At 42.3% G+C, this 20,856-nt stretch carries 15 protein-coding genes and 1 pseudogene; 15 read left to right on the forward strand and 1 reads right to left on the reverse strand.

The features are described 5' to 3' along the window. Positions 1-15: 15 nt before the first annotated feature. The 4 genes from BS1321_RS17070 (at position 16) to BS1321_RS17085 (ending at position 5,563) form a co-directional block, all read left to right on the forward strand. Positions 16-1,263: an amidohydrolase family protein gene (locus BS1321_RS17070; RefSeq protein ID WP_094246630.1), complete on the forward strand. Its 1,248-nt coding sequence runs from the start codon at positions 16-18 to the stop codon at positions 1,261-1,263. A 24-nt stretch (positions 1,264-1,287) separates the two neighbouring features. Next, positions 1,288-2,538 carry an amidohydrolase family protein gene (locus BS1321_RS17075; protein WP_063235103.1) on the forward strand — a complete coding sequence of 417 codons (1,251 nt, stop codon included), beginning with the start codon at positions 1,288-1,290 and terminating at the stop codon, positions 2,536-2,538. A 27-nt stretch (positions 2,539-2,565) separates the two neighbouring features. After that, the gene (locus BS1321_RS17080) at positions 2,566-3,813 is read left to right on the forward strand and encodes an amidohydrolase (protein WP_063235104.1); all 1,248 of its coding nucleotides are present in this window, start codon (positions 2,566-2,568) and stop codon (positions 3,811-3,813) included. Between the two features lie 454 nt (positions 3,814-4,267). Next, positions 4,268-5,563: a uracil/xanthine transporter gene (locus tag BS1321_RS17085; protein ID WP_063235105.1), complete on the forward strand. Its 1,296-nt coding sequence runs from the start codon at positions 4,268-4,270 to the stop codon at positions 5,561-5,563. Positions 5,564-5,809: 246 nt separating this feature from the next. Here BS1321_RS17085 and BS1321_RS17090 read toward each other — a convergent pair whose 3' ends face one another. After that, a complete protein-coding gene (locus BS1321_RS17090) occupies positions 5,810-6,595 on the reverse strand; it encodes a response regulator transcription factor (protein ID WP_063235106.1) in 786 nt (261 codons plus the stop codon). An 805-nt stretch (positions 6,596-7,400) separates the two neighbouring features. Between BS1321_RS17090 and BS1321_RS17095 the strand changes: the two genes are divergently transcribed. From BS1321_RS17095 to BS1321_RS17140, 11 genes and pseudogenes are all read left to right on the forward strand, one after another. Continuing rightward, the gene (locus BS1321_RS17095; RefSeq protein ID WP_063235107.1) at positions 7,401-8,864 is read left to right on the forward strand and encodes an aldehyde dehydrogenase family protein; all 1,464 of its coding nucleotides are present in this window, start codon (positions 7,401-7,403) and stop codon (positions 8,862-8,864) included. A 53-nt stretch (positions 8,865-8,917) separates the two neighbouring features. Then, complete coding sequence (locus BS1321_RS17100) at positions 8,918-11,233, forward strand: copper amine oxidase (protein WP_063235108.1); 2,316 nt, start codon at positions 8,918-8,920, stop codon at positions 11,231-11,233. 457 nt (positions 11,234-11,690) lie between these two features. Beyond that, positions 11,691-11,828 (forward strand): annotated as a pseudogene (locus BS1321_RS28770) (heterocycloanthracin/sonorensin family bacteriocin); the annotation flags it as partial. 4 nt (positions 11,829-11,832) lie between these two features. Then, positions 11,833-12,054, forward strand: a complete 222-nt coding sequence (locus BS1321_RS28775; protein ID WP_411836523.1) for a hypothetical protein — start codon at positions 11,833-11,835, stop codon at positions 12,052-12,054. A 37-nt stretch (positions 12,055-12,091) separates the two neighbouring features. Then, complete coding sequence (locus BS1321_RS17110; RefSeq protein ID WP_063235110.1) at positions 12,092-14,041, forward strand: putative thiazole-containing bacteriocin maturation protein; 1,950 nt, start codon at positions 12,092-12,094, stop codon at positions 14,039-14,041. Further along, positions 14,038-15,981, forward strand: a complete 1,944-nt coding sequence (locus BS1321_RS17115) for a TOMM precursor leader peptide-binding protein (RefSeq protein ID WP_063235111.1) — start codon at positions 14,038-14,040, stop codon at positions 15,979-15,981. Before BS1321_RS17110 ends, BS1321_RS17115 begins: the two co-directional genes overlap by 4 nt. Before the next feature lie 23 nt (positions 15,982-16,004). After that, the gene (locus BS1321_RS17120) at positions 16,005-17,573 is read left to right on the forward strand and encodes a SagB family peptide dehydrogenase (protein WP_063235112.1); all 1,569 of its coding nucleotides are present in this window, start codon (positions 16,005-16,007) and stop codon (positions 17,571-17,573) included. Beyond that, positions 17,570-17,782 (forward strand): hypothetical protein, encoded by a 213-nt coding sequence (locus BS1321_RS17125; RefSeq protein ID WP_063235113.1) that lies wholly within the window; start codon positions 17,570-17,572, stop codon positions 17,780-17,782. Before BS1321_RS17120 ends, BS1321_RS17125 begins: the two co-directional genes overlap by 4 nt. Further along, entirely contained in the window at positions 17,766-19,196 is a 1,431-nt protein-coding gene (pdxR, locus tag BS1321_RS17130) for a MocR-like pyridoxine biosynthesis transcription factor PdxR (RefSeq protein WP_063235114.1), read from the forward strand. The genes BS1321_RS17125 and pdxR overlap by 17 nt, the downstream gene beginning before the upstream one ends. 638 nt (positions 19,197-19,834) lie before the next feature. Beyond that, positions 19,835-20,029 (forward strand): hypothetical protein, encoded by a 195-nt coding sequence (locus tag BS1321_RS17135; RefSeq protein ID WP_063235115.1) that lies wholly within the window; start codon positions 19,835-19,837, stop codon positions 20,027-20,029. Positions 20,030-20,405: 376 nt separating this feature from the next. Beyond that, complete coding sequence (locus BS1321_RS17140; protein WP_063235116.1) at positions 20,406-20,855, forward strand: YfmQ family protein; 450 nt, start codon at positions 20,406-20,408, stop codon at positions 20,853-20,855. The last annotated feature ends 1 nt before the right edge of the window (position 20,856 follow it).

Here is a 20,856-nt window from a genome sequence, read left to right on the forward strand (position 1 = left end):
GGAAGGGTGAGTTTAATGTCTCAATCGTATTGGTTGACGAATGTACGCTTGGAAAATGGTTTTACTTATAATGAAAATGAAACAATCACCGGCACTGAAACCGGTCATTACCACATCAAGATTGAAAATGGAAAAATATCCTCCATTTTATTGGCGAAGGAATCGATAACGGATCAGGAACCGCAGCATGATGTTCATGGTCTCCTGATGGTCCCCTCGTTTAAGGAAATGCATATCCACATTGATAAAACCTACTATGGCGGTCCGTGGAAGGCTTGCATGCCTGCCATTAATGGCGTGAAAACCCGGATAGAGGAAGAGCAGGTGTTACTGCCCGAATTATTGCCTACCGCTAAAGTAAGAGCAGAGAAAATGCTGGATTTATTATTGGACTTCGGATCTACCCATATACGCACACATTGCAACATTGACCCCGTTATAGGACTGAAAAACTTAGAGGCCACCATTCAGGCACTGGAAGGATATAAGGATAAATTGACGTATGAAATCGTCGCATTCCCACAGCATGGACTATTACGCAGCGATTCCGTTGGTTTAATAAGGGAGGCCATGAAGAATGGGGCGAATCTGGTAGGAGGAGTGGACCCCGCCACCATTGATGAAAACATAGAGCGGTCACTTGAAACGATCATGGATATCGCAGTTGAATCGAATTCCGATATCGATGTCCATTTACATGATCCGGATCAGCTTGGACTCTTCACCATGCAGCGCCTTGCTTCACTGACGGAAGACGCAGGCTGGCAAGGAAGGGTAACGGTTAGCCACGCTAGCGGGTTGGCTGATCTTTCAGTCCCAGAGGCAACGGGCATAGCCGAAAGGTTTTCGGAAACAGGAATATCGATTACATCCACAGTGCCCATCTTCAGAACGATCCCCATCCCCCTGCTTCATGAAAAAGGGGTGAAAGTTGAATTGGGTAATGACAGCATCACTGATCATTGGACACCCTTTGGCATCGGGGACAATCTGGAAAAAGCCGGTCGCCTTGCAGAGAGGTTTCGCATGATTGACGAACGTTCCTTAGCGAAAAGCCTGCAATTCATAACAGGAGGGAAGGCCCCATTAAACCAAGACGGGGTCAAGGCATGGCCTAATGTCGGGGATGAGGCGAATATCGTTTTGCTTGAAGCCAGCTGTTCAGCGGAAGCGGTGGCTAGAAGGGCAAAGCGTGCCGCTGTCATCTTCAGGGGCAATGTTGTTAGCGGATCTATTTCATCTTTTGAGACGACAGGTGTTTAATCTTCTATTAAAGAGAGTGATTTGATGAATGAAGCATACTGGCTTACAAACGTTACACTTGATAGTGGGTTTGTTTTTGAGAATGAACGAATTGATCGGACGAAGACAGCTATATATAACATGTTTATAAAAAATGGGATCATAAAGGAATTGCAATTGGCTTCAAGTATGCCTTTGAAAACGGATGGTCCCGTTCACGACGCGAGAAAGCTGCTTGCACTTCCTCCTTTTAAAGAGATGCATAACCATCTTGACAAGACTTATTTAGGACTGCCATGGAAATCATGCACTCCTGTTCCGAATTTAATAGAACGCTTAAAGTTAGAAGCAAAAGAGCTTGCTGAACTGGCTGAAACTGGGCGGCTCCGGGCTGAACGGATGCTTCAACTATTGTTAAGCGGCGGGGCAACGCATGTAAGGACGCATGTTAACATCGATCCATACATCGGTATGAAAAACTTGGAAGAGATTCAAAGTGCACTATATCGTTTCAAAGGGAAAATGACATATGAGATCGTGGCATTTCCGCAGCATGGACTGCTAAGAACGAATTCAAAAGGGTTGATGAGACAAGCGATGAAAGAAGGGGCGTCCTTAGTTGGCGGCCTGGATCCTGGCGGAGTGGATAATAATATAGAAGCTTCCCTATATGAAATGGTCGATCTGGCCGTTGAATTTGATGCAGATATTGATATTCATATACATGATCCCGGTCATCTTGGTTTATATACGATCAAGAAACTGGCTTCTTTGATCGATGAAGCAGGGTGGAAAAACAGAGCCGCTGTGAGTCACGCTTTTGCACTGGGGGATGTTTCAATTGGAGAATCAATTGATTTGGCCAGTGAATTATCAAACCTGGGGATAGCCGTCATGTCTACGGTTCCGATCAACCGGGTCATTCCCCCGATTGATTCACTGCATGAAAAAGGTGTCCATGTTGCTCTCGGATGTGATGGCTTTTATGACTCCTGGTCCCCATTTGGTACAGGAGATATGCTGGAAAAGGCAGGCCGATTGGCCGAGAGGTACAACTGGAAGGACGAGTATGCATTGTCTCAATCGCTCCAATTCATTACGGGAGGGGTCAAGACACTGGACCCTGAAGGAAATCGCTTATGGCCGAAGGTGGGAAATGAAGCAAGTATGGTTTTTGTGGATGCATCATGTGCTGCCGAGGCAGTTGCCAGGAGATCGACGCGGGCTGCGGTTATGGTCAATGGAAATCTGGTTTACGGCGGACTCGATCGCGAATCCGCCTTGAAGTCGAAATGAAGTCTATTTCAAGAAGGGATGAAGATCATGAATACAATCTATTGGTTAAAGAATGTTCGTTTGGAATGTGGCTACCGGAAAGAGAATGAAAGAGTTACAGGAACGATGACCGGGTTATTTCATCTGTTGATGGAGGATGGAAGGATCACGAAGATTGTCAAAGATGGAGAAGCCATACCTGGTGATTTACCAGTGGAAGATGCAAAAGGATTGCTGGCGTTACCATCCTTCATTGAAAAGCATATTCATCTTGATAAAACACTGATGGGGGATGTTTGGAGGGCGTGCACTCCTTCTTCAAGTGTCATTGAACGCTTTGAAAATGAGAAGAGGGTGCTGCCTTCCATTGCAACAAGCACATGTAAACGTGCAGAATCTTTACTGGAAATCCTTCTAGCTTCTGGCTCTGCACATATACGGACTCATGTTGATATCTATCCGGAAGTGGGATTACAAAACTTAGAGCAAGTACAACAGGCGCTTGCTGGCTATTCTAATAGACTCAGTTCAGAAATAGTCGCATTTGCGCAGCACGGATTGTTGCGGTCCGGTTCTGTCAAGCTTGTCAGAGAGGCATTGCGAAACGGAGCAGGAATCGTCGGGGCGGTGGATCCAGCCACAGTCGATAACAATATTGAAGCATCGCTGGTTCAATTGATGGATTTAGCGGTGGAAGCGAACGCTGATGTGGATTTGCATTTACATGATCCAGGCCATCTGGGCACGTTCACCATGAAACGTTTGGCAGCTCTGACCAAGCAAGCGGGCTGGGAAGGCAGGGTGGCATTAAGCCATGCTTTCGGTATCGGGGACGTATCCAGGGAAGAAGCCTATGAACTGGCTGACATTCTTAGGGATGCGGGGATTTCCATCGTCACCAGTGTCCCTATTAACAGGCAGATGCCCCCTGTTGATTTATTACAAGAAAGAGGGGTTGAAGTATCGGTAGGAAATGATAATATCTTTGATGTATGGTCACCTCTTGGGAATGGTGACATCCTGGAGAGAGCAGGGAGGCTCGCAGAACGTTTCAAATGGATTGATGAAGTCTCACTTTCCCGAACACTCGGGTATATAACTGGCGGAAAAACCCCATTGGATGAAAAGGGTAACCAGGTATGGCCGAAAGCGGGGGATGCTGCAAGTCTGGTGTTAATTGACGCAAGCTGTTCTGCTGAGGCAGTTGCCAGGCGTTCTGAACGTAAAGCGGTCATTTACAAGGGGAACTTAGTTTCCGGTTCACTATATAAACAAAAGCAGTCAATTGAACAGTAAGACTAAACCAAAAAGGATCTCTGGATACTTCCGGATTTCCTTTTTCGTTTTGGGTTTTGAAAGGCTTCCGCTTCCGTGTACTTTTACTTACTTATGTTATATGCTGTGGAAGTGATTTTTTTTTTGCTATATTGGTTAGCCCTCCCATGTCATATCGTTATGGCCCGATATACTTTAAACGGACTGGCTTCTGCTTGTCCATTTGCCTTGCAGCCTTAGTCAAGCAAACAATTTAGCAGGGAGCCGCAGTCTTTGTTACTATTAATGGTAACGTTATCATATCGCTTGCGTCTGCAAAGGTCATCTGACATTGATCATGTGTCCAGCAATGGCAGCTGACCATTCTGTAACCGCGTTTATTAGCATGGTGCTTTCCTATCGCCTTTTTCAAGGGGAGGGCAATTGAAATTCACCATGAGCTTTACAAGTTTCATGTTTAAAGGAGATGGAATCTATGAAAAGTTGGAGATCTTCTGTGACTCTATTTTCTTCTTTTCAATGGTTGTTTTTTATTTTTGCAAATACGGTAGTAGTGCCCATATCGATTGGCGCAGCTTTTGATCTTCCTCCCAATGTTACGGAAATGACCATGAGAAGCTCGCTCATTTTCACCGGGATCGCTTGCGTGTTTCAGGGGTGGAAGGGGCATAAGTATCCACTTATGGAAGGTCACTCCGGTCTATTGTGGGGAGTGATGTTGAATTTAGGGTTATCAGCACCATCCATAGGGCTAGGTTATGCAGAGGTAGGAGGGGGAATTGCTACTGGCCTCATTGCAGCTGGTGTCGTGACCCTCATTATTGCTGCCTTCAACCTGATTTCTTATGTTCAGAAGATTTTTACCCCAATGGTCATGACGGTTTATTTATTCCTTCTGACGTTCCAGCTCATCTTTGTCTTTTTCAAGGGGATGCTGGGGATTACGGAGAATGGGGAAATTAACATCCCGGTCAGTTTCCTATCAGTGGGGATTGTACTTTTAGTAAGTATATTAAAGATAAAAGGACCAAGGACCATAAGCAATTTCTCCATATTGATCGGGATTATGGTGGGATGGATTTTTTACGAGCTGCTATTTCCGGAGGCAGGGGGAGAAATGGGATCGACGGGTGCCGCTTTTTCATTTTTCCCATTAGGTGCTCCAAACCTGGAATTCGGGATAATAGCGATATCCTTTTTTGCAGGATTACTGAATTTGTGCAACACGTTCGCTTCCATTCAAGCCGCATCGGAATTAATCGGTGATAAAGCTGAACACAAGCAGTATCGAAATTCTTTATTCATGACTGGCGGTTTTACCATTTTCGCCCCGTTGCTTGGCCTTGTTCCGTATACACCTTTTACTTCATCCATCGGATTTTTGCAGAGCACTCAAATCTATGAGCGGAGGCCCTTCTTACTTGGAGGCATGTTATTGACCATAATTGGGCTCATTCCTCCTTTCATCTCTTTCCTGGCCACCATGCCGATAACAGTCGGGAATGCAGTATTGTTCGTTGCTTACCTTCAGCTGTTCGGTACGGCTTTCAACAGCCTCAAGGGTCAGCATTTCACTTCAGACACGATATTCAGGCTTGCCGTACCAGTATTGATTGGAGTGAGCTTGATGAACATCCTGCCTAATGCATTTTCGAATGTTCCCACGCTTTTACAGCCATTTTTGACGAATGGGCTCATAATGGGCGTCTTGATATCAATCGTGCTGGAAAAATCGGTGAACTGGAATCGTTATGAACAACTGCAGAACTAATTGGAAAGAGTGATGTGTGGATTCTTATTAAGGATTCTATACAGCCTTCTTATATCCTGAAAAGACATGGAGAAACGCCTGATTGGATACGGCAGTACATAAGTGATTCTTCCATCAATAAGGGTGGGGCAATCTTTATAATAAGGATTTTTTCATTGTAAATGACGAAGAAAAAAAATTACTTGTAAGGCAATTAATATGAAAACCAGAAGGGTGTTGGGGACCTTCTGGTTTTTTTGATTGTGTTTAAGGTTTAACAATTTTATAGCATAAACTTGTTCGGTTTGAGACATCAAACTTTCTATAAAGATTTTGCAAATGTCTTTTTACTGTATTAACACTAATAAATAGTTCGCTGGCAATGGTGATATTGGTATGCCCTTTTAGAACCAGTTGTAATATTTCTGCTTCTTTTAATGTTAAATCTGGTTGTCTGAGATCTTGAGAACTAGCCAGAATCTTATTTTTCAAAGGATTAATTAGGTTTTCTTTGGGAACGCTTACAGAATGATAAGGGAAATCGCTTGTTTTTTGCGATAAGAACCTAGAAATAACCTCTAAACACATAATATCGGATGTACTAAAAGGCTTCTCCTTTTTGGATCTAACGAAGTTCAGAACACCTTTAATACTGTTTCTATCATATAAAAAAACACTCACATCATAATAAAATCCATATTTTAACATGAAATCATTGTAGTATACACTTTTTTCATATAATTCAGGCGGAAGTAAATCAAGGTTTTTTATAACAGTTTGTTTACTTGCTTTTTGCATATTATATTTTGGGACCAGCAAATCTAATTGATAAAAGTTATTAAGATAATCATCCATAACATATTTATCTATATTTAACGTAATAGGTTCGAACAAGTCATTATTATCATCACATAACCAAAAAATAGATTGGCAGTAACCAAATAAATTTGCAAAGGCTTGTAGTACTTTTTCACGGAAATTTTCATTAGTAAAAGTAATTTCATCCATAAAAGATAAAATTTTTTTGTAGCTGGGGTTAGACATTTCCTTCATAGGCTTTCCTCCATGTTAACTTTTTTTGATTATATAACATTTTAAAATAAAATGAATTACTTTTTGATATAAAATGACCCATTTGGGTAATAGTAAATTTTCTGATTTTTCTGGATAATATAAAATAATTACATGTAATAGTTAATAAATTAGAAGGACTTTTTAAAATTAACCTAAGGAGATGAAAGAAACGGAAGTGTGTGAGGTAGGAAAATAAACATCTCCTTATCAAAACTGAATAAGTGGATGCGTAGTACATTTTTGAGTTATTGATTTAAGGTTAATTGAAGGAGAGTAATGTTTTTTTATATAACGTTTTTGTAACGGTTGTTGAATTTTTGGGTATGTTTATGTGTTTTTTAGATTTGCTAATTACTCTATCTCTTTAAAAAAATCAATAAAATAATGGAAGAGGTATGCATTCATGTACAATTCAGAAATTGAAACGCTAACTCGTGCTGAAATAGAAGCACTATAAATGAGCAGATTTCAGACTGCATTATGACATATCTATCTGAATATAGAGTTTATCGTACGAAGTTTAAAGAGCTAGGGATTACTCCTGATGACATTCAATTTTACTGGATGCCATTTACCAAAAAAACAAGAATTTAGAGTTCATTATCCATGTTGAAAAATCACAAAAATGTAATCGCTTTCCAACGCTGCATGTAAACAAAGTTAGGAGCTTTTAGCTTATTCAAGATACGCATCACATAAGGAAACCTAGCAACCTATGTTTTTCAAAATTGTATGGTTAGTAATTTCGAAGTTTTATCAAAAAAATAGATAAGAGGTGGAGAAAATGAAAAAATATCAACTATTTATCGATGGAAAATGGACAGATTCACTCTCAGGAGAAACATTTGAAACGATTAATCCTGGCACAGGAGAAGTTCATGCCCTTGTTTCACAAGGGGGCGAGGAAGATTTAAACCATGCAGTTAAAGCAGCTCGAAAGGCGTTCGAATCCGGACCATGGGCGACTATGTCTCCTAGTGACCGAGGTAGACTTCTGTATAAAGCAGCTCAGAAAATGTGGGAGAATTCAGACTTTTTAGCGGAAGTAGAATCAAAAGATAATGGTTTACCAATCAATGAAACCAAGCATATAGCGCTTCCTTCTACCATAGATGTACTGGAGTTCTATGCAGGACTTGCAAATAAGGTTCAGGGTGATACATTAGCATCACCTCACAATCGTTTCAACTACACACTAAAAGAACCATTAGGTGTAATTGGCGCCATTGTCCCTTGGAACTTTCCTTTAATGCTGACGATGTGGAAATTAGCTCCTGCTTTAGCTGCTGGAAATACAATTGTTATTAAGCCAGCAAAAGAAACATCAACAAGTATTTTAGAACTGGCTAAACTGTTCCAAGAAGTCGGTATTCCTGATGGGGTGATTAATATTGTACCCGGTCCAGGTTCAACCGTGGGGTCTGGTTTAGCTTCTCATCCAGACGTCGATAAAATTGCTTTTACAGGGTCAACGGACACGGGTCGCTTAATTATGCAAGCAGCTACAAAAAACTTGAAACCAGTTTCGTTAGAACTGGGAGGGAAATCACCTAACATTGTATTTGACGATGCCACTCTTGAAGATGCAGTTAATGGAGCGATGTTTGGCATTTACTTTGCACAAGGTCAAGTTTGTGCTTCTGGTTCTCGTTTATTTGTCCAAGAAAGTATTTATGATAAATTTATGGATCTTTTTGCTAGTAAAGTACAATCAATACGGGTAGGAAATCCCCTTGAAGCGACAACACAAATGGGTCCACAAGTTTCCGCACAACAGTTAAAGACGATTGAAAAGTATGTAGCGGTTGGTCTTGAAGAAGGTGCGGAATTAGTGACAGGTGGCCAAAGAGGCAAGAAAAATGGATATTATTTCACACCTACCATCTTTGGAGATGTAACCAACGAAATGACAATTGCGCGTGAAGAGATATTTGGACCAGTTGTGTCGGTTATTCGCTTCAAGGATGAAGAGGATGCTCTACGACAAGCAAATGATACTATTTACGGTTTAGCTTCAGGGATATGGACCAATGACTTAAAAAGAGCTCATCGTATGGCGCGTGGTATCCAAGCGGGAACTGTCTATGTGAATACGTACAGTATGCTAGATAGTACAACTCCTTTTGGAGGAATGAAACAAAGTGGATTTGGTAGAGAATTAGGGGTACAAGCCATGGATATGTATACACACTCAAAGAGTGTATGGATTGATTTAGGTGAAAAAGGCTTAAATTGGTACGGTGGCTAAGACTATTATTTAGCTAATGAAAGTTAAAAATAAATAATGAAAGGAAACATTCTATGAAAACAAAGCAAAGAACTTTCAAAGCATCAATTATTGTAATGACTACACTAACTTTCATATTCTCTCCTTATTCACTAATTCATAATAACAATGCTTCTGCTCATGGCGGTGAAGTGGAATTAATTAAGCTAGAAACAGCTTTAGAAGGTACTGGTGCAACTGTTAAATCTAACTTTTGGAGTTTTTTTACAAAAAAAATCACCATCGAAAAAGATGATACGGTCATAAAAATAATACCTGATTCTGATAAAGCGTATATTAATGGAAAAGCGATTACACTTGAATCAAACGTGATAGAAAAAGATGAGAAAATCTACGTAACTGATCATTTTGTGAATGAAGTTCTCCCTGACATCAAGCAAACAGCTAAAATAAAAGAAGCTTATCATCCTTTAGATCCTTTAACTCCTAAAGAAATTAAAGCGGTGGTTAATGTAATCAAAGAGGCAGGGAAATATAAAGATACTCTTCGTTTTACAGAAATTACACTAAAGCTTCCCGAAAAAAAGAAAGTGTGGGAGTGGGAGTACGATAAAGAGAAAAAAGACAACGCATTTGCAAGAAAAGCAGAGTTCATTGCATTGAATGGCAAACAAGTTATTGAGGGTGAAGTGAATATATCATCAAAAAAACTAGTTTCATGGAATGAAATGGACGGCGTTCATGGCATGTTAATCCTGGATGATTTTGCTACTGTTCAAGGAGCGATTGAAGCAAGTGAAGACTATGCAAAAGCACTAAAAAAGCGGGGTATAGATGACCCTAAAAAGGTCGTTGCGACCCCTTTGACAGTAGGTTATTTCGATGGTGAAGATAAATTGGAGCATGATAAGCGTCTATTGAAAATAGTATCTTATTTGGATACAGGGGATGGGAATTTTTGGGCGCATCCTATTGAAAATTTGGTCGCTGTTGTAGATCTTGAAAAGAAAGCGGTTATTAAAGTAGAAGATGAAGGTGTCATTCCAATCCCGATGCAATTAAACGCATATGATGGTAGAGATTATGAGAAGAAATCCGCTGTAAAACCGCTTAATATTACCGAGCCTGAAGGCAAGAACTATGAAATAAAAGGAAATACGATTAGCTGGCAAAACTGGGATTTTCACTTGCGATTGGATACTCGGGTAGGACCTGTGTTATCAACCGTTACTTATGATGACCATGGGAAAAAAAGAAAAATTATGTATGAAGGATCGCTGGGTGGGATGATAGTTCCTTACGGAGATCCTGACGTTGGCTGGTACTTCAAGTCCTATTTGGATGCTGGTGAATATGGAATGGGCACATTAACTGCACCGCTAGAACTTGGAGCTGACGTACCAGAAAACGCCGTGCTGCTAGATGCAACAATTGCAGATAACTCGGGCAATCCTTACGTTATTAAAAATGCCATTGCAGTATTTGAACAATATGCGGGGCCAGAATATAAACATGCCGACCTTGCGACATTTAAAGAAGAAAATCAAAGCCGTGAACGCCGTGAATTAGTGGTTCGCTGGGTTAGTACAATAGGAAACTATGATTATATCTTTGATTGGAAGTTATCACAAAATGGAATAATTAATATTGATGTAGGAGCATCCGGTATTGAAGCAGTAAAAGGTGTTAAATCAAAAACAATGCATGACAAAACTGCAAAAGAGGATACAAAATATGGTACTTTGCTTGATAATAATATTGTCGGAACCACTCACCAGCACATTTACAATTTCAGGCTTGACCTAGATGTTGATGGCGAAAGTAATTCTCTAATGGAAATTAATCCAAAGGTAGAAAAAAATCAAGAGGGCGGTCCACGCAAAAGTGTTATGGTAACAGAAGAAAAAACAGTAAAGACGGAGCAAGAGTCGATTCAAAAATTTGATTCTTCCACTATTCGACTGTTCAGTAATCTTAATAAGGAGAATAAGGTAGGAAATCCTGTTTCCTATCAAATCATCCCTTTTGCAGGAGGCACTCACCCGATTGCCAAAGGAGCCTTATTTAGTGATGATGACTGGCTTTTTAAGCGAGTTAACTTTATGGACAAGCAGTTGTGGGTCACAAATTATGACCCGGATGAGCGATATCCGGAAGGTAAATATCCGAACCGCAGCAAAACAGATACAGGATTAGGACAATATTCGGCAGACAACGGTTCCATTGACAATACAGATAATGTGGTATGGATGACCACAGGTGCAACTCATATAGCACGAGCTGAAGAATGGCCAATGATGCCAACAGAATGGGTACACGCCATGTTAAAACCGTGGAATTTCTTTGATCGTACTCCAACATTAGATTTACCAAAAGAAAATTCAAAGTGATTAAACAAAGTCCTTGTATTAGTTAGTGCAAGGGCTTTTTTTTGGTTCGAAGCGAGATTGAATTTCATACATTAACTGTTTGGAGTAGCATCGTAATTCATAGATGAAAAGGATATTGAGGTTCTATGTTTCTAACTAGCAAAAGACCCCTTTTCGAGTTGATAAGCTAAGCTCCTATCCTAGGCTTGCCAACTTAGTTCCAGGTTCTTTCAGCTTTGTCTCGAAGTTTTTCATTTGTACTCAGCCACATAATTAATATAGTGATTATCCTGTTTCCGTCTTGAACCGTTTTATGAAGATTTAATAAAAATAGGCTTTTTAATCAGTGGCAATACCCACTCCCCTGACATATTTTGTTGGAGGGAGTATTTGGTGTGCTTTTAATTCCCTGACCATTTCGTTTCGATTCCCTGTTCTAAGCATTGCCTTATTAATTAATACACGGAGGTTATATAAAATGTATGAATTTCAAAATCAATTGCAAAATCTGAATGTCGATGATTTCCAGGTGACTCAGCCAGTTCCTTGGGAGCAAAACCAGTATAGTCTGGATGATCCGTCTCGACAATTCGTTGGTGTGGGTGGTTGCTTTAGTTGTTTTGGCTGTTTTTTGTGCTTTGGTTGCTTTGGTTGCGGCGGTCGCTGTGGTCGCTGTGGTGGATGCGGACGCTGCGGAGGGTGCGGCGGTCGTTGCGGACGTTGCGGACGTTAAGGTTTCAGGTCTTCTAAAGAAAAGTCCCTGCGGTGCAGCAGGGACTTTTCTTTATTGTATTAGACATAAGGGACAAATTGTCGTACATAGGATTAAAGTGAAGTGCTGAAGCAGTACTTAGAATGCTTCGGGTTAGGAGGAGCGGAATGGTGAATTTGACCCCTTCTATGCGTTTGAAAGTGAAAAGGGATACGTTTTTTCTTCCGGAACCAAACAGAGGTGTGTATTTCAGGAATAACATAAGTTCGTTCCGTATGGAGGGCAGCTCGATCGTACAGTGGATTGAAAAGTTATTACCGATGTTCAACGGGAACCATACATTAAGCGAGTTGACGGATGGATTGCCTGGCCCATACCGGAACAGGGTGATGGAAATTGCCGAGGTTTTGTACGGTAATGGGTTTGTTCGGGATGTAAGTCAGGACAGTCCCCATCAATTAGGGAATCAAGTTCTTGAAAGGTATGCTTCGCAAATCGAGTTCCTGGAAAGTTACGGCGATTCCGGGGCTCACCGTTTTGAAGCTTATCGAAGGAAAAAGGCGTTGGCTATAGGCTCTGGCCCATTGTTCCTTTCATTGGTGTCCTCACTGATCGAATCCGGATTGCCTGCATTCCATATCCTCATTACGGACACGATACCGACCAATAGAAAGAGGTTGAATGAAATCGTGGCACATGCGCGTAAGACGGACGACGAGGCTACGATAGAGGAGGTCGTGCTTGAAAAGGGAGCAGAGATTGAATGGCAGGAGATCGTGCGGCCTTTTGACTCGATATTATATGTGTCGCAGGAGGGTGATATAGAGGAATTAAGAGAACTTCATTCGGTTTGCAGGCAAGGGAAAAAGATCCTGTTTCCTGCATTGATCATCAATCAAGTAGGAATGGCTGGTCCGCTTGTCCATCCGGATTCCAAGGGATGTTGGGAGTCGGCGTGGCATCGTTTACATCAAGCTGAGCTGGAAAAGAATCAGGCACCATCTTCATTTTCCACCACAGCCGGAGCAATGTTAGCCAATATAATGGTATTCGAATGGTTTAAAGAGGCTACAGGCGTTATTACAGCAGAACAAGCCAATCAATTTTATCTGTTAGATATGGATACATTGGAGGGGAAATGGCATCCGTTCATTCCCCACCCGGGGGTGACGGGAAAAGGGACTGCTACATGGATTGAAGATTTTGAACGGCGGCTCGAACAGAAATCGGACCCGGGTGAGCCGGGGAAGGTGTTTATGTATTTCAGCAGGATGACATCCTCGGAATCCGGAATCTTTCATAGTTGGGATGAGGGGGATTTAAAACAGCTGCCGTTGGCTCAATGCCGCGTTCAGGTTGTTGATCCGTTATCGTCCGGTCCGGCCGAACTACTGCCTGAAATTATCCGGTCAGATCTGACGCATCAGGAAGCGAGGAGGGAAACCGGTCTTGCAGGAGTTGAAGCATATGTATCCCGAACACTCTGTCAGCTCGTTTCGACTCTTCCTCCGCTTCCGGGGGCAGACGATATAAAGGAATCGATCGGTGTCGGGGCAGGGGAAACATTTGCTGAATGTGTTTGCCGTGGCCTGCAAAGCAGTTTGGATACAGAGTTTGGCAATAAGCGGTTCAATCAGGAAAAACTTGTGACGGTGCAGTTGGCTCAGGTGGAAGATGAGCGCTGCGGGTATTATTTACAAGCGCTGACCCGGCTGCAAGGAGATCCGATCATCGCGTTGGGTGAGGAAGTGGCCGGTTTCCCGGTAGTTTGGGTCGGAACGAGCGATGGATGGTCTGGCGCTGTCGGTTTGAATGTAACGATCGCATTACGGAATGCCTTGCAAAAGGCCGTCATGAAAGTCCAAAACCAGACCGTTTGCCTCACAGCTCCAGGTTTAGTGGCATCGCCTGTTCTTGAGGAAGAAAAGGGGCCCCTGAAACTTGCGATTCCTTCGTGTGAGGTGAAAGGGAATTCCGAACTAGTACAGTCCGCCATTCAAGTCTTGAAGAAGAACAGTAAGCGAATCCACGTTTTCGAAATGGATCTGGAACCTTTCTTGAAGGAAGAAATTGCAGGTGTGTTTGGGGTGTTTTTGCGAGAGGAGGAATCAGGGTGAAAACTGACGTATTGGTTGTCGGGGAAGGAGTGTTGGCCGACCATGTTCATGGGGACTTGTCCGGCCAATATCAGGTGAATCGCCTAACCGATTTCGAGGCAGGAATACCGCAAACGACGGCAATGGTCATTCTGCTGCAGGATGCTTGGAATCCCGCTGTCCATCTAAAGGCGGAAGAGGTGATAAGGAAAGCAGGCATTCCATGGCTGCGGGGGTTCGTATCATTTGGAGAGGGAGTGGTAGGTCCGTTGGTCCGCCCGGGTGTTCCTGGCTGCTCACAGTGTGCAGACCAAAGGCATCTCATGGCCGGGCGTGATCGAAAAGAAATGTGGGAAATCCGCAAACAGCTGCAGGAAAATGGGGGGATGGAGCGTGATGCGGCTGCGTCCCGCACAGGCCTTTTACAGATGGCGCACTTGATTTGTGCAGAGGTAAGGAAGACGATGAAAGGAGAACACGCCCGGTCGGAAGGGCATGTATCATTAATCAGCCTGAAAACGCTGAATGGTTCATGGCACTCATTTTTACCAGATCCATTGTGTCCGGTTTGCTCAACATTACCTGATGATTCGAAGGAGCGTGCAAGGATTTCGTTGCAGCCAAGTCCGAAAATCAGTCCCGGTAGTTACCGTACCCGTTCAATGGAGGAGCTGAATGAAGTACTGGCCAAGGATTACTTGGACCACCGCACAGGATTCTTGAATAATAAAATGATAGACCTTGTGCCGCCATTTGCCGATGTAAGTGTTAATTTGCCGTTGTTCATAGGAGATGAGGGGGCGGCAGGCCGGACCCTCTCATACGCGGTCAGTGAGATGACTGCCATATTGGAGGGATTGGAAAGGTATTGCGGAATGGAGCCACGCGGCAAACGGACAGTCATACATGACAGCTACAACAACGTGAAAGAGTTTGCGCTCGATCCCATCAGGATAGGGGTACACTCGAAGGAAAATTATGCACAGCATGATTTCCCGTTTCAACCGTTTAATCCTGACCGCTCGATAGATTGGGTGTGGGGCCACTCATTTTTGCAAGAGCGGCCAATCTTGGTCCCGGAATTGCTCTCTTATTACAGCTTGGGCTGCGGTCATGGATTTGTCTATGAAACTTCCAATGGTTGTGCTTTAGGAGGAAGTTTGGAGGAGGCCATTTTCTACGGCATCATGGAAGTGGTGGAACGTGATTCGTTCCTGCTGACCTGGTATGCGCAGCTGCCTCTCACACGCCTTGACCCTTATTCTGCAAATGACAAAGAACTGGAACTGATGATTGACAGGGCGAGGGCGGCAGCGGGATATGATATCCATTTGTTTAATTCGACGATGGAACATGGTATACCAAGCGTATGGGCGTTGGCGAAAAACAGGAAACAAAAAGGATTGAATATCATATGTGCGGCAGGGGCCCATCTGGACCCGGTCCGGGCTGTGAAAAGCGCGGTCTTCGAGTTGGCTGGCATGATGCTGACCCTTGACGATAAATTGGAAGAGAACCAGGATGAGGTTGAGAAAATGATGCATGATTCCTCACTGGTACGGAAAATGGATGATCATGGCATGCTGTACGGTTTACCACAAGCCGAAGAGCGACTGCAGTTTCTGCTGGATGATGACCGCCCGATGCGAACATTCGCTGAAGAATACGGGGAAAAGGTGAACCATCCGGACTTGACTGAAGATTTGCAGAAAATCCTTCAGGAGTTTCGCCGATTGCAACTCGAGGTGATTGTAGTGGATCAGACGACACCGGAAATTGCACGGAATGGATTACATTGCGTGAAAGTGCTGATCCCGGGGATGCTGCCGATGACATTCGGCCATCATCTTACCCGCATAACGGGGCTTGAGAGAATACTGAGGGTTCCGATGGAACTTGGATATGCTGAACGGTCGCTTGAATTCAAACAGCTCAATCCGCACCCGCATCCTTTTCCATAAGCGGTGACTTAGGAGGTTGGAGGATGAGTCTAGACGCATTTTTGCACAATTTGCATTTTGATATCGAAAAGGCAAGTCCGCCGGATTGGGAAGTGGATTGGGATGATGCACCGCTAACGTATAAGCTTTACCGTGACTTGCCTGTTTTTCCACTATCACTGGAGGTGCCGCTGACGCTCGAGGAGTGCAGCGGGCCTTCAAATCAGGACCTCGAAGGAATCGGTCATTTCCTCTGGTATGCATATGGCCTGACCCAAGTCAGTCAGGTACCGAGATCCTCAGAATCTGAGGACCTCATGCAGTCATTCCGGCGTTTTCCGGCATCAGGGGGAGCTTTGTATCCAAGCGAATTGTACGTGTACTTGAAGATGGAGGGACTCCCTGCTGGCGTATACCATTATGATGCGGCACACCACCGGTTGGTTTTGCTGCGGGAAGGGGATTTTGATTCATATGTAACAAAGGCTCTTGGTGATACCTTTGATATGTCCGCATGCTTTGGTACGGTTTTTGTATCGACGATGTTTTGGAAAAACTTCTACAAATATAATAACTTTTCATACCGTCTGCAAGGTCTGGATGCGGGCGTGCTTCTTGGACAGTTGCTCGAAGTGGCGAAACGGTTTGGAATCGCAGCAGGGGTGTGCTTCCAATTCCTTGATCGGGCCATCAATCATCTGCTCGGGCTTTCGGAAGAGGAAGAGAGCACGTATGCGGTGATCCCCTTATCGGCAGAACCTTCTTTTAAATTTAGAGAAGAAAGGAGTATGGACGGACCTGTCACTTCGACGGAATTATGCAGGGAAATGCCGGATATTCAGCCTGAACACTATGTTCGGTCGCAGAGGATCAGGGAATTTCCGATGTTAACTAAAATGAATGAAGCATCCATGATCGAGTCCACCCAGTCATTCAGACGGATCAATCCAAAGAATGGGACGGAATCCGAAGGTCAAATTGTAACCCTTCCTATCGTGAAGCGGTTGTCCTATGACTTGGCATCAGTTTGCCGGAAGCGATTTTCACCTGAAATGGACTTCATACTGGGGAAAGTCAGTCAATGGCAACTGGCGGCACTCCTGCAGGAGGCAACTGCTTCGTTCTCCTATCGAAATGACTTGGATGGAATAAACGAGAACAACGAACATCGCGTTTCCTTATATGCTTGTTTGTATAATGTGGAAGACATTCAAGATGGTGCATACCATTATGACAGCACGACACATTCATTACGACAGATACAATCAGGCGATCATCGGCTCCGATTGCAATACGGAATGTCCCTCGATATCATGAATTTTCAGCAAGTCCCGATTTGCATACATGTAGTTGGTGAGCGGGATCATTCCAAAACGCAACTTGGATATAGAGGATACCGCATCAAGCAAATGGAGGCGGGGATGCTCGTTCAGAAATTACTGCTAGCGTCGTCAGCCCTCGGAATGAACGGGCACCCGCTGCTCGGCTTTGATGTGAATATGTGTGATGAACTTTACAAGATAGATGGTCCGCAAAGGAAAACGTGCCTGATCCAAATCCCGATCGGACACTATCGGGATCGCCCTTGGCTGAAGGGGGGCCTGCATAGTTGAAGAAGATAAAAATGGCCTCCATAGAAATGGAGGCCATTTTTATTTTGGATTACAGCTTCTATCCTAAGAGTGCAATAATCTCTGCTGAAGATTATACTGAAATAAGAGGTTTGACTACTTTTGGGAATGAAAAAGTATATAAAGTTAATAATTTAGTACGCTTTTTACTAAACTTTTTAAAGGATGTAGCTTATGGAATGGAAAACTGACAGAAAATCCAAAAAGCCTTTATATAAGCAAATAGCAGCTTACATCGAGAGTGGCATTGCTGATGGAACATTTTTATTGGATAAGCCGCTACCGTCTGAACGCTTCTTGGCAAGTGAACTGGGAGTTAACAGAAGCACAGTTGTTGCGGCTTATGATGAATTGGAAGCGAATGGGCTAGTTGAACGGAAAAAAGGAAGCGGAACGATGATCAGCAAGGATATCTGGGGAATTACTCGAAAACGTATACCTAGTTGGAATAGATATATCGAAGCGGGTTCTTTTTTGCCTAATATGCCAGTAACCCAAAGAATACGTAAAGAGACGGAAGGGCATAACCTTATTAACTTAGCTAGTGGAGAGCTTTCAGAAGACTTATTTCCAGTCCAATCCTTACGTGAAATCATTTCTAATAGGTCCTTCATTGGTAGCTTAGGTTATGATCACCCTCAAGGCAATGCGGTTTTAAGGGAAACGATAACCAATCATGTTAAACAGTATAGGAGAATTGACACGCATCCATCTTCTATACTCATTACTTCTGGTGCACAGCAAGCCCTACATCTGGTGGTCCAATGCTTGTTAAAGCCAGGAGATGCCGTTGTATTGGAAGATCCATCATATAGTTACAACCTTCCCATCTTTCAATCCGCGGGGCTAAGAATTTTTCCTTTACCAGTTGATAAAGATGGCATCAACCCAGAGGATTTACTGGAACTCCATAAAAAACATCGGATCAGGATGATTTTTTTGAACCCTGTATTTCAAAATCCTACAGGAACTGTCCTTCATATCAACCGTCGTAAAAGGATTCTTGAACTTTCATCCGAATATGGAATACCGGTCATAGAAGACGATCCTTATAGTTTAACTTCCTTTGCTGGGGAAGAAATTTCCACTCTCAAATCGATGGACAACAACGGAAATGTTCTATATATAAGCTCTTTGTCAAAAATTGTTGCTTCCGGTTTAAGAATTGGGTGGATTATAGGACCGAAACCAGTTATAGAGAGACTATCTGATGCTAAGCAGCAGGTTGACTTCGGTCATGGCTCATACACTCAATGGATAGCAAACGATTTTTTGGATTCAGAGTATTTTCCTGCCCATATTGCCTACTTAAGGGGGCAACTGGAAAAAAGAAGGGATGCAATGGTTTCGAGTCTTCAACAATTCCTGCAAAAAAAAGTTGATTATTATTCGCCAAATGGTGGAATTCATTTGTGGTGTAAGCTGAATGTGCCATTGAACGAAATAAAGTTACTGGAGGAATCCATCAAAAGAGGAGTCATATACGTTCCGGGTTCAACACTAGGTACAAATAAGGAATACGTACGCTTTACTTTTGCAAGGGAAAATGAGGATTCCATTCACGAGGGCATCAAAAGGTTTGCAGAGGCTTTAAAAAGTTTATAATCATATGCTTTGATATTTACGAGAGAGAGTCATGATGATTCCAGACTGTAGAAAAACTTGTTCGGTTTGCCTGCAGTTTTTTTAATTAAAAGTTCCGTTGATTTCAGAAATCCGCTCCCTTTCCGCCCGCGGAAAGCAAGTGCCTGGAGTGGAAATCAACGTCTAAATTGTAACCATACCCGAGAAGTTGAAGGTGTTGTTTTGGGTCAGTTGGTTCAGGAACATCATTTGATGAAAGTTACGTTTTCCGATCCCTTTTGTCTACAAATTGGAATCATGACAAAGTCATGATTCTTTTTTTGTCTTTTTCGAGGAAGCAAGTTAGGTCTGAGTTCCTGCAATACGCGGTATCTTAGCCATTTCGCTTTGCACTTTTCTATGTATATTAACGAAAGAATTCAACAAGTGGATGGTGGAAATTTCACTTAATTGGATGGTCCTAAAATTGGTTGTTCTTTTATTATAGAGAAGTAGGGTTTTCTAATATATTTACGATGAGCGATCAACCTGGACAATTTAATTTTGACATGCCAATAAGGAACGATTTTTTATGTAGTTACACTACGATATACGATGAGAATCGGAATAATTTGAAATGGCTTAAGGAAGTAGATAATAATATGGGGAGGCGTTGAATCATGACGATAAGTGTAATATTAGTAGTAGCCATTAGTTTAGTTGCCCTGGTTGGCACCCTTTCGTTAGCGGGGAAGAGTGATAGTGATTATTCTGCAGCAACGAGAGGGAATTTGTTGAACCTTAGTTATATTTATATTGGTCTTGCCCTAATGTTAACTGTGGGCATCATCTACTTCGTAATAAAATTAGCCTAAGATATCACGTGAATGATTATTATAATAGCATATCAAAATGCATGAAAATATAGGCTTAATTGTATAGAGCTCATGTTTTGTACGAGTGATTTACAAGACATACTCTATTTGTGGAAAATTGTGAATTTGTTCACAAATGTGACAAAAATATGAACGAATAGAATCTGATAGATACCTTAAAAAAATCACCTTGTAAGCTGTGTGAACAATCAAATGAAGCTTTTTATTATGGTTAAAAAATTTAAACAAAAAATATATTGATAGAGTTTGAATATGTTTTGTGCCCTCCTTCAAGTATAGAACGGTCATTTCAAAGAAAAACTGACCACATCTTTCAATTAAACATTAAATTATAACGTAGCGGAGATGATCAAATATGACAGTGCCTGTATTGATTTTAACAATTATCTTAAGTTTGCTTAAATTATTAGTTACCTGCCTTCCAACCGATGCAGTGAATTGGATTATGAGTAAATTTAAAATACATTCAGAAATTAGTGGCTCGAATGCAATCGTAACCTTTGATGGAAAACGTTTGGAAGGTGAAGACAAAATTCAAGTAATTAATTATTTTAACGAAGCTAGGTTTTTGAAAAAAAATCATATATTCCCAGGGAACGAGAAATTGTTTTTACATCCAGAGAACAGTGGGACTCCAATAATAATTGATACTAAAAGAGGAAAAAACGATGTTAGATTATTTGTGTACATTTACAACGACCATGTGGATGTAGTCAAACAGTACAAGAATAAAATAGTTGCGTATAGTCTTCTTTCCGAGAGCCTCCAAGAACGTTCCATGCCAGTAATAAGGAATTTAGTTTAAA

It is taken from the genome of Peribacillus simplex NBRC 15720 = DSM 1321, from assembly GCF_002243645.1.
Lineage (GTDB): Bacteria > Bacillota > Bacilli > Bacillales > DSM-1321 > Peribacillus > Peribacillus simplex.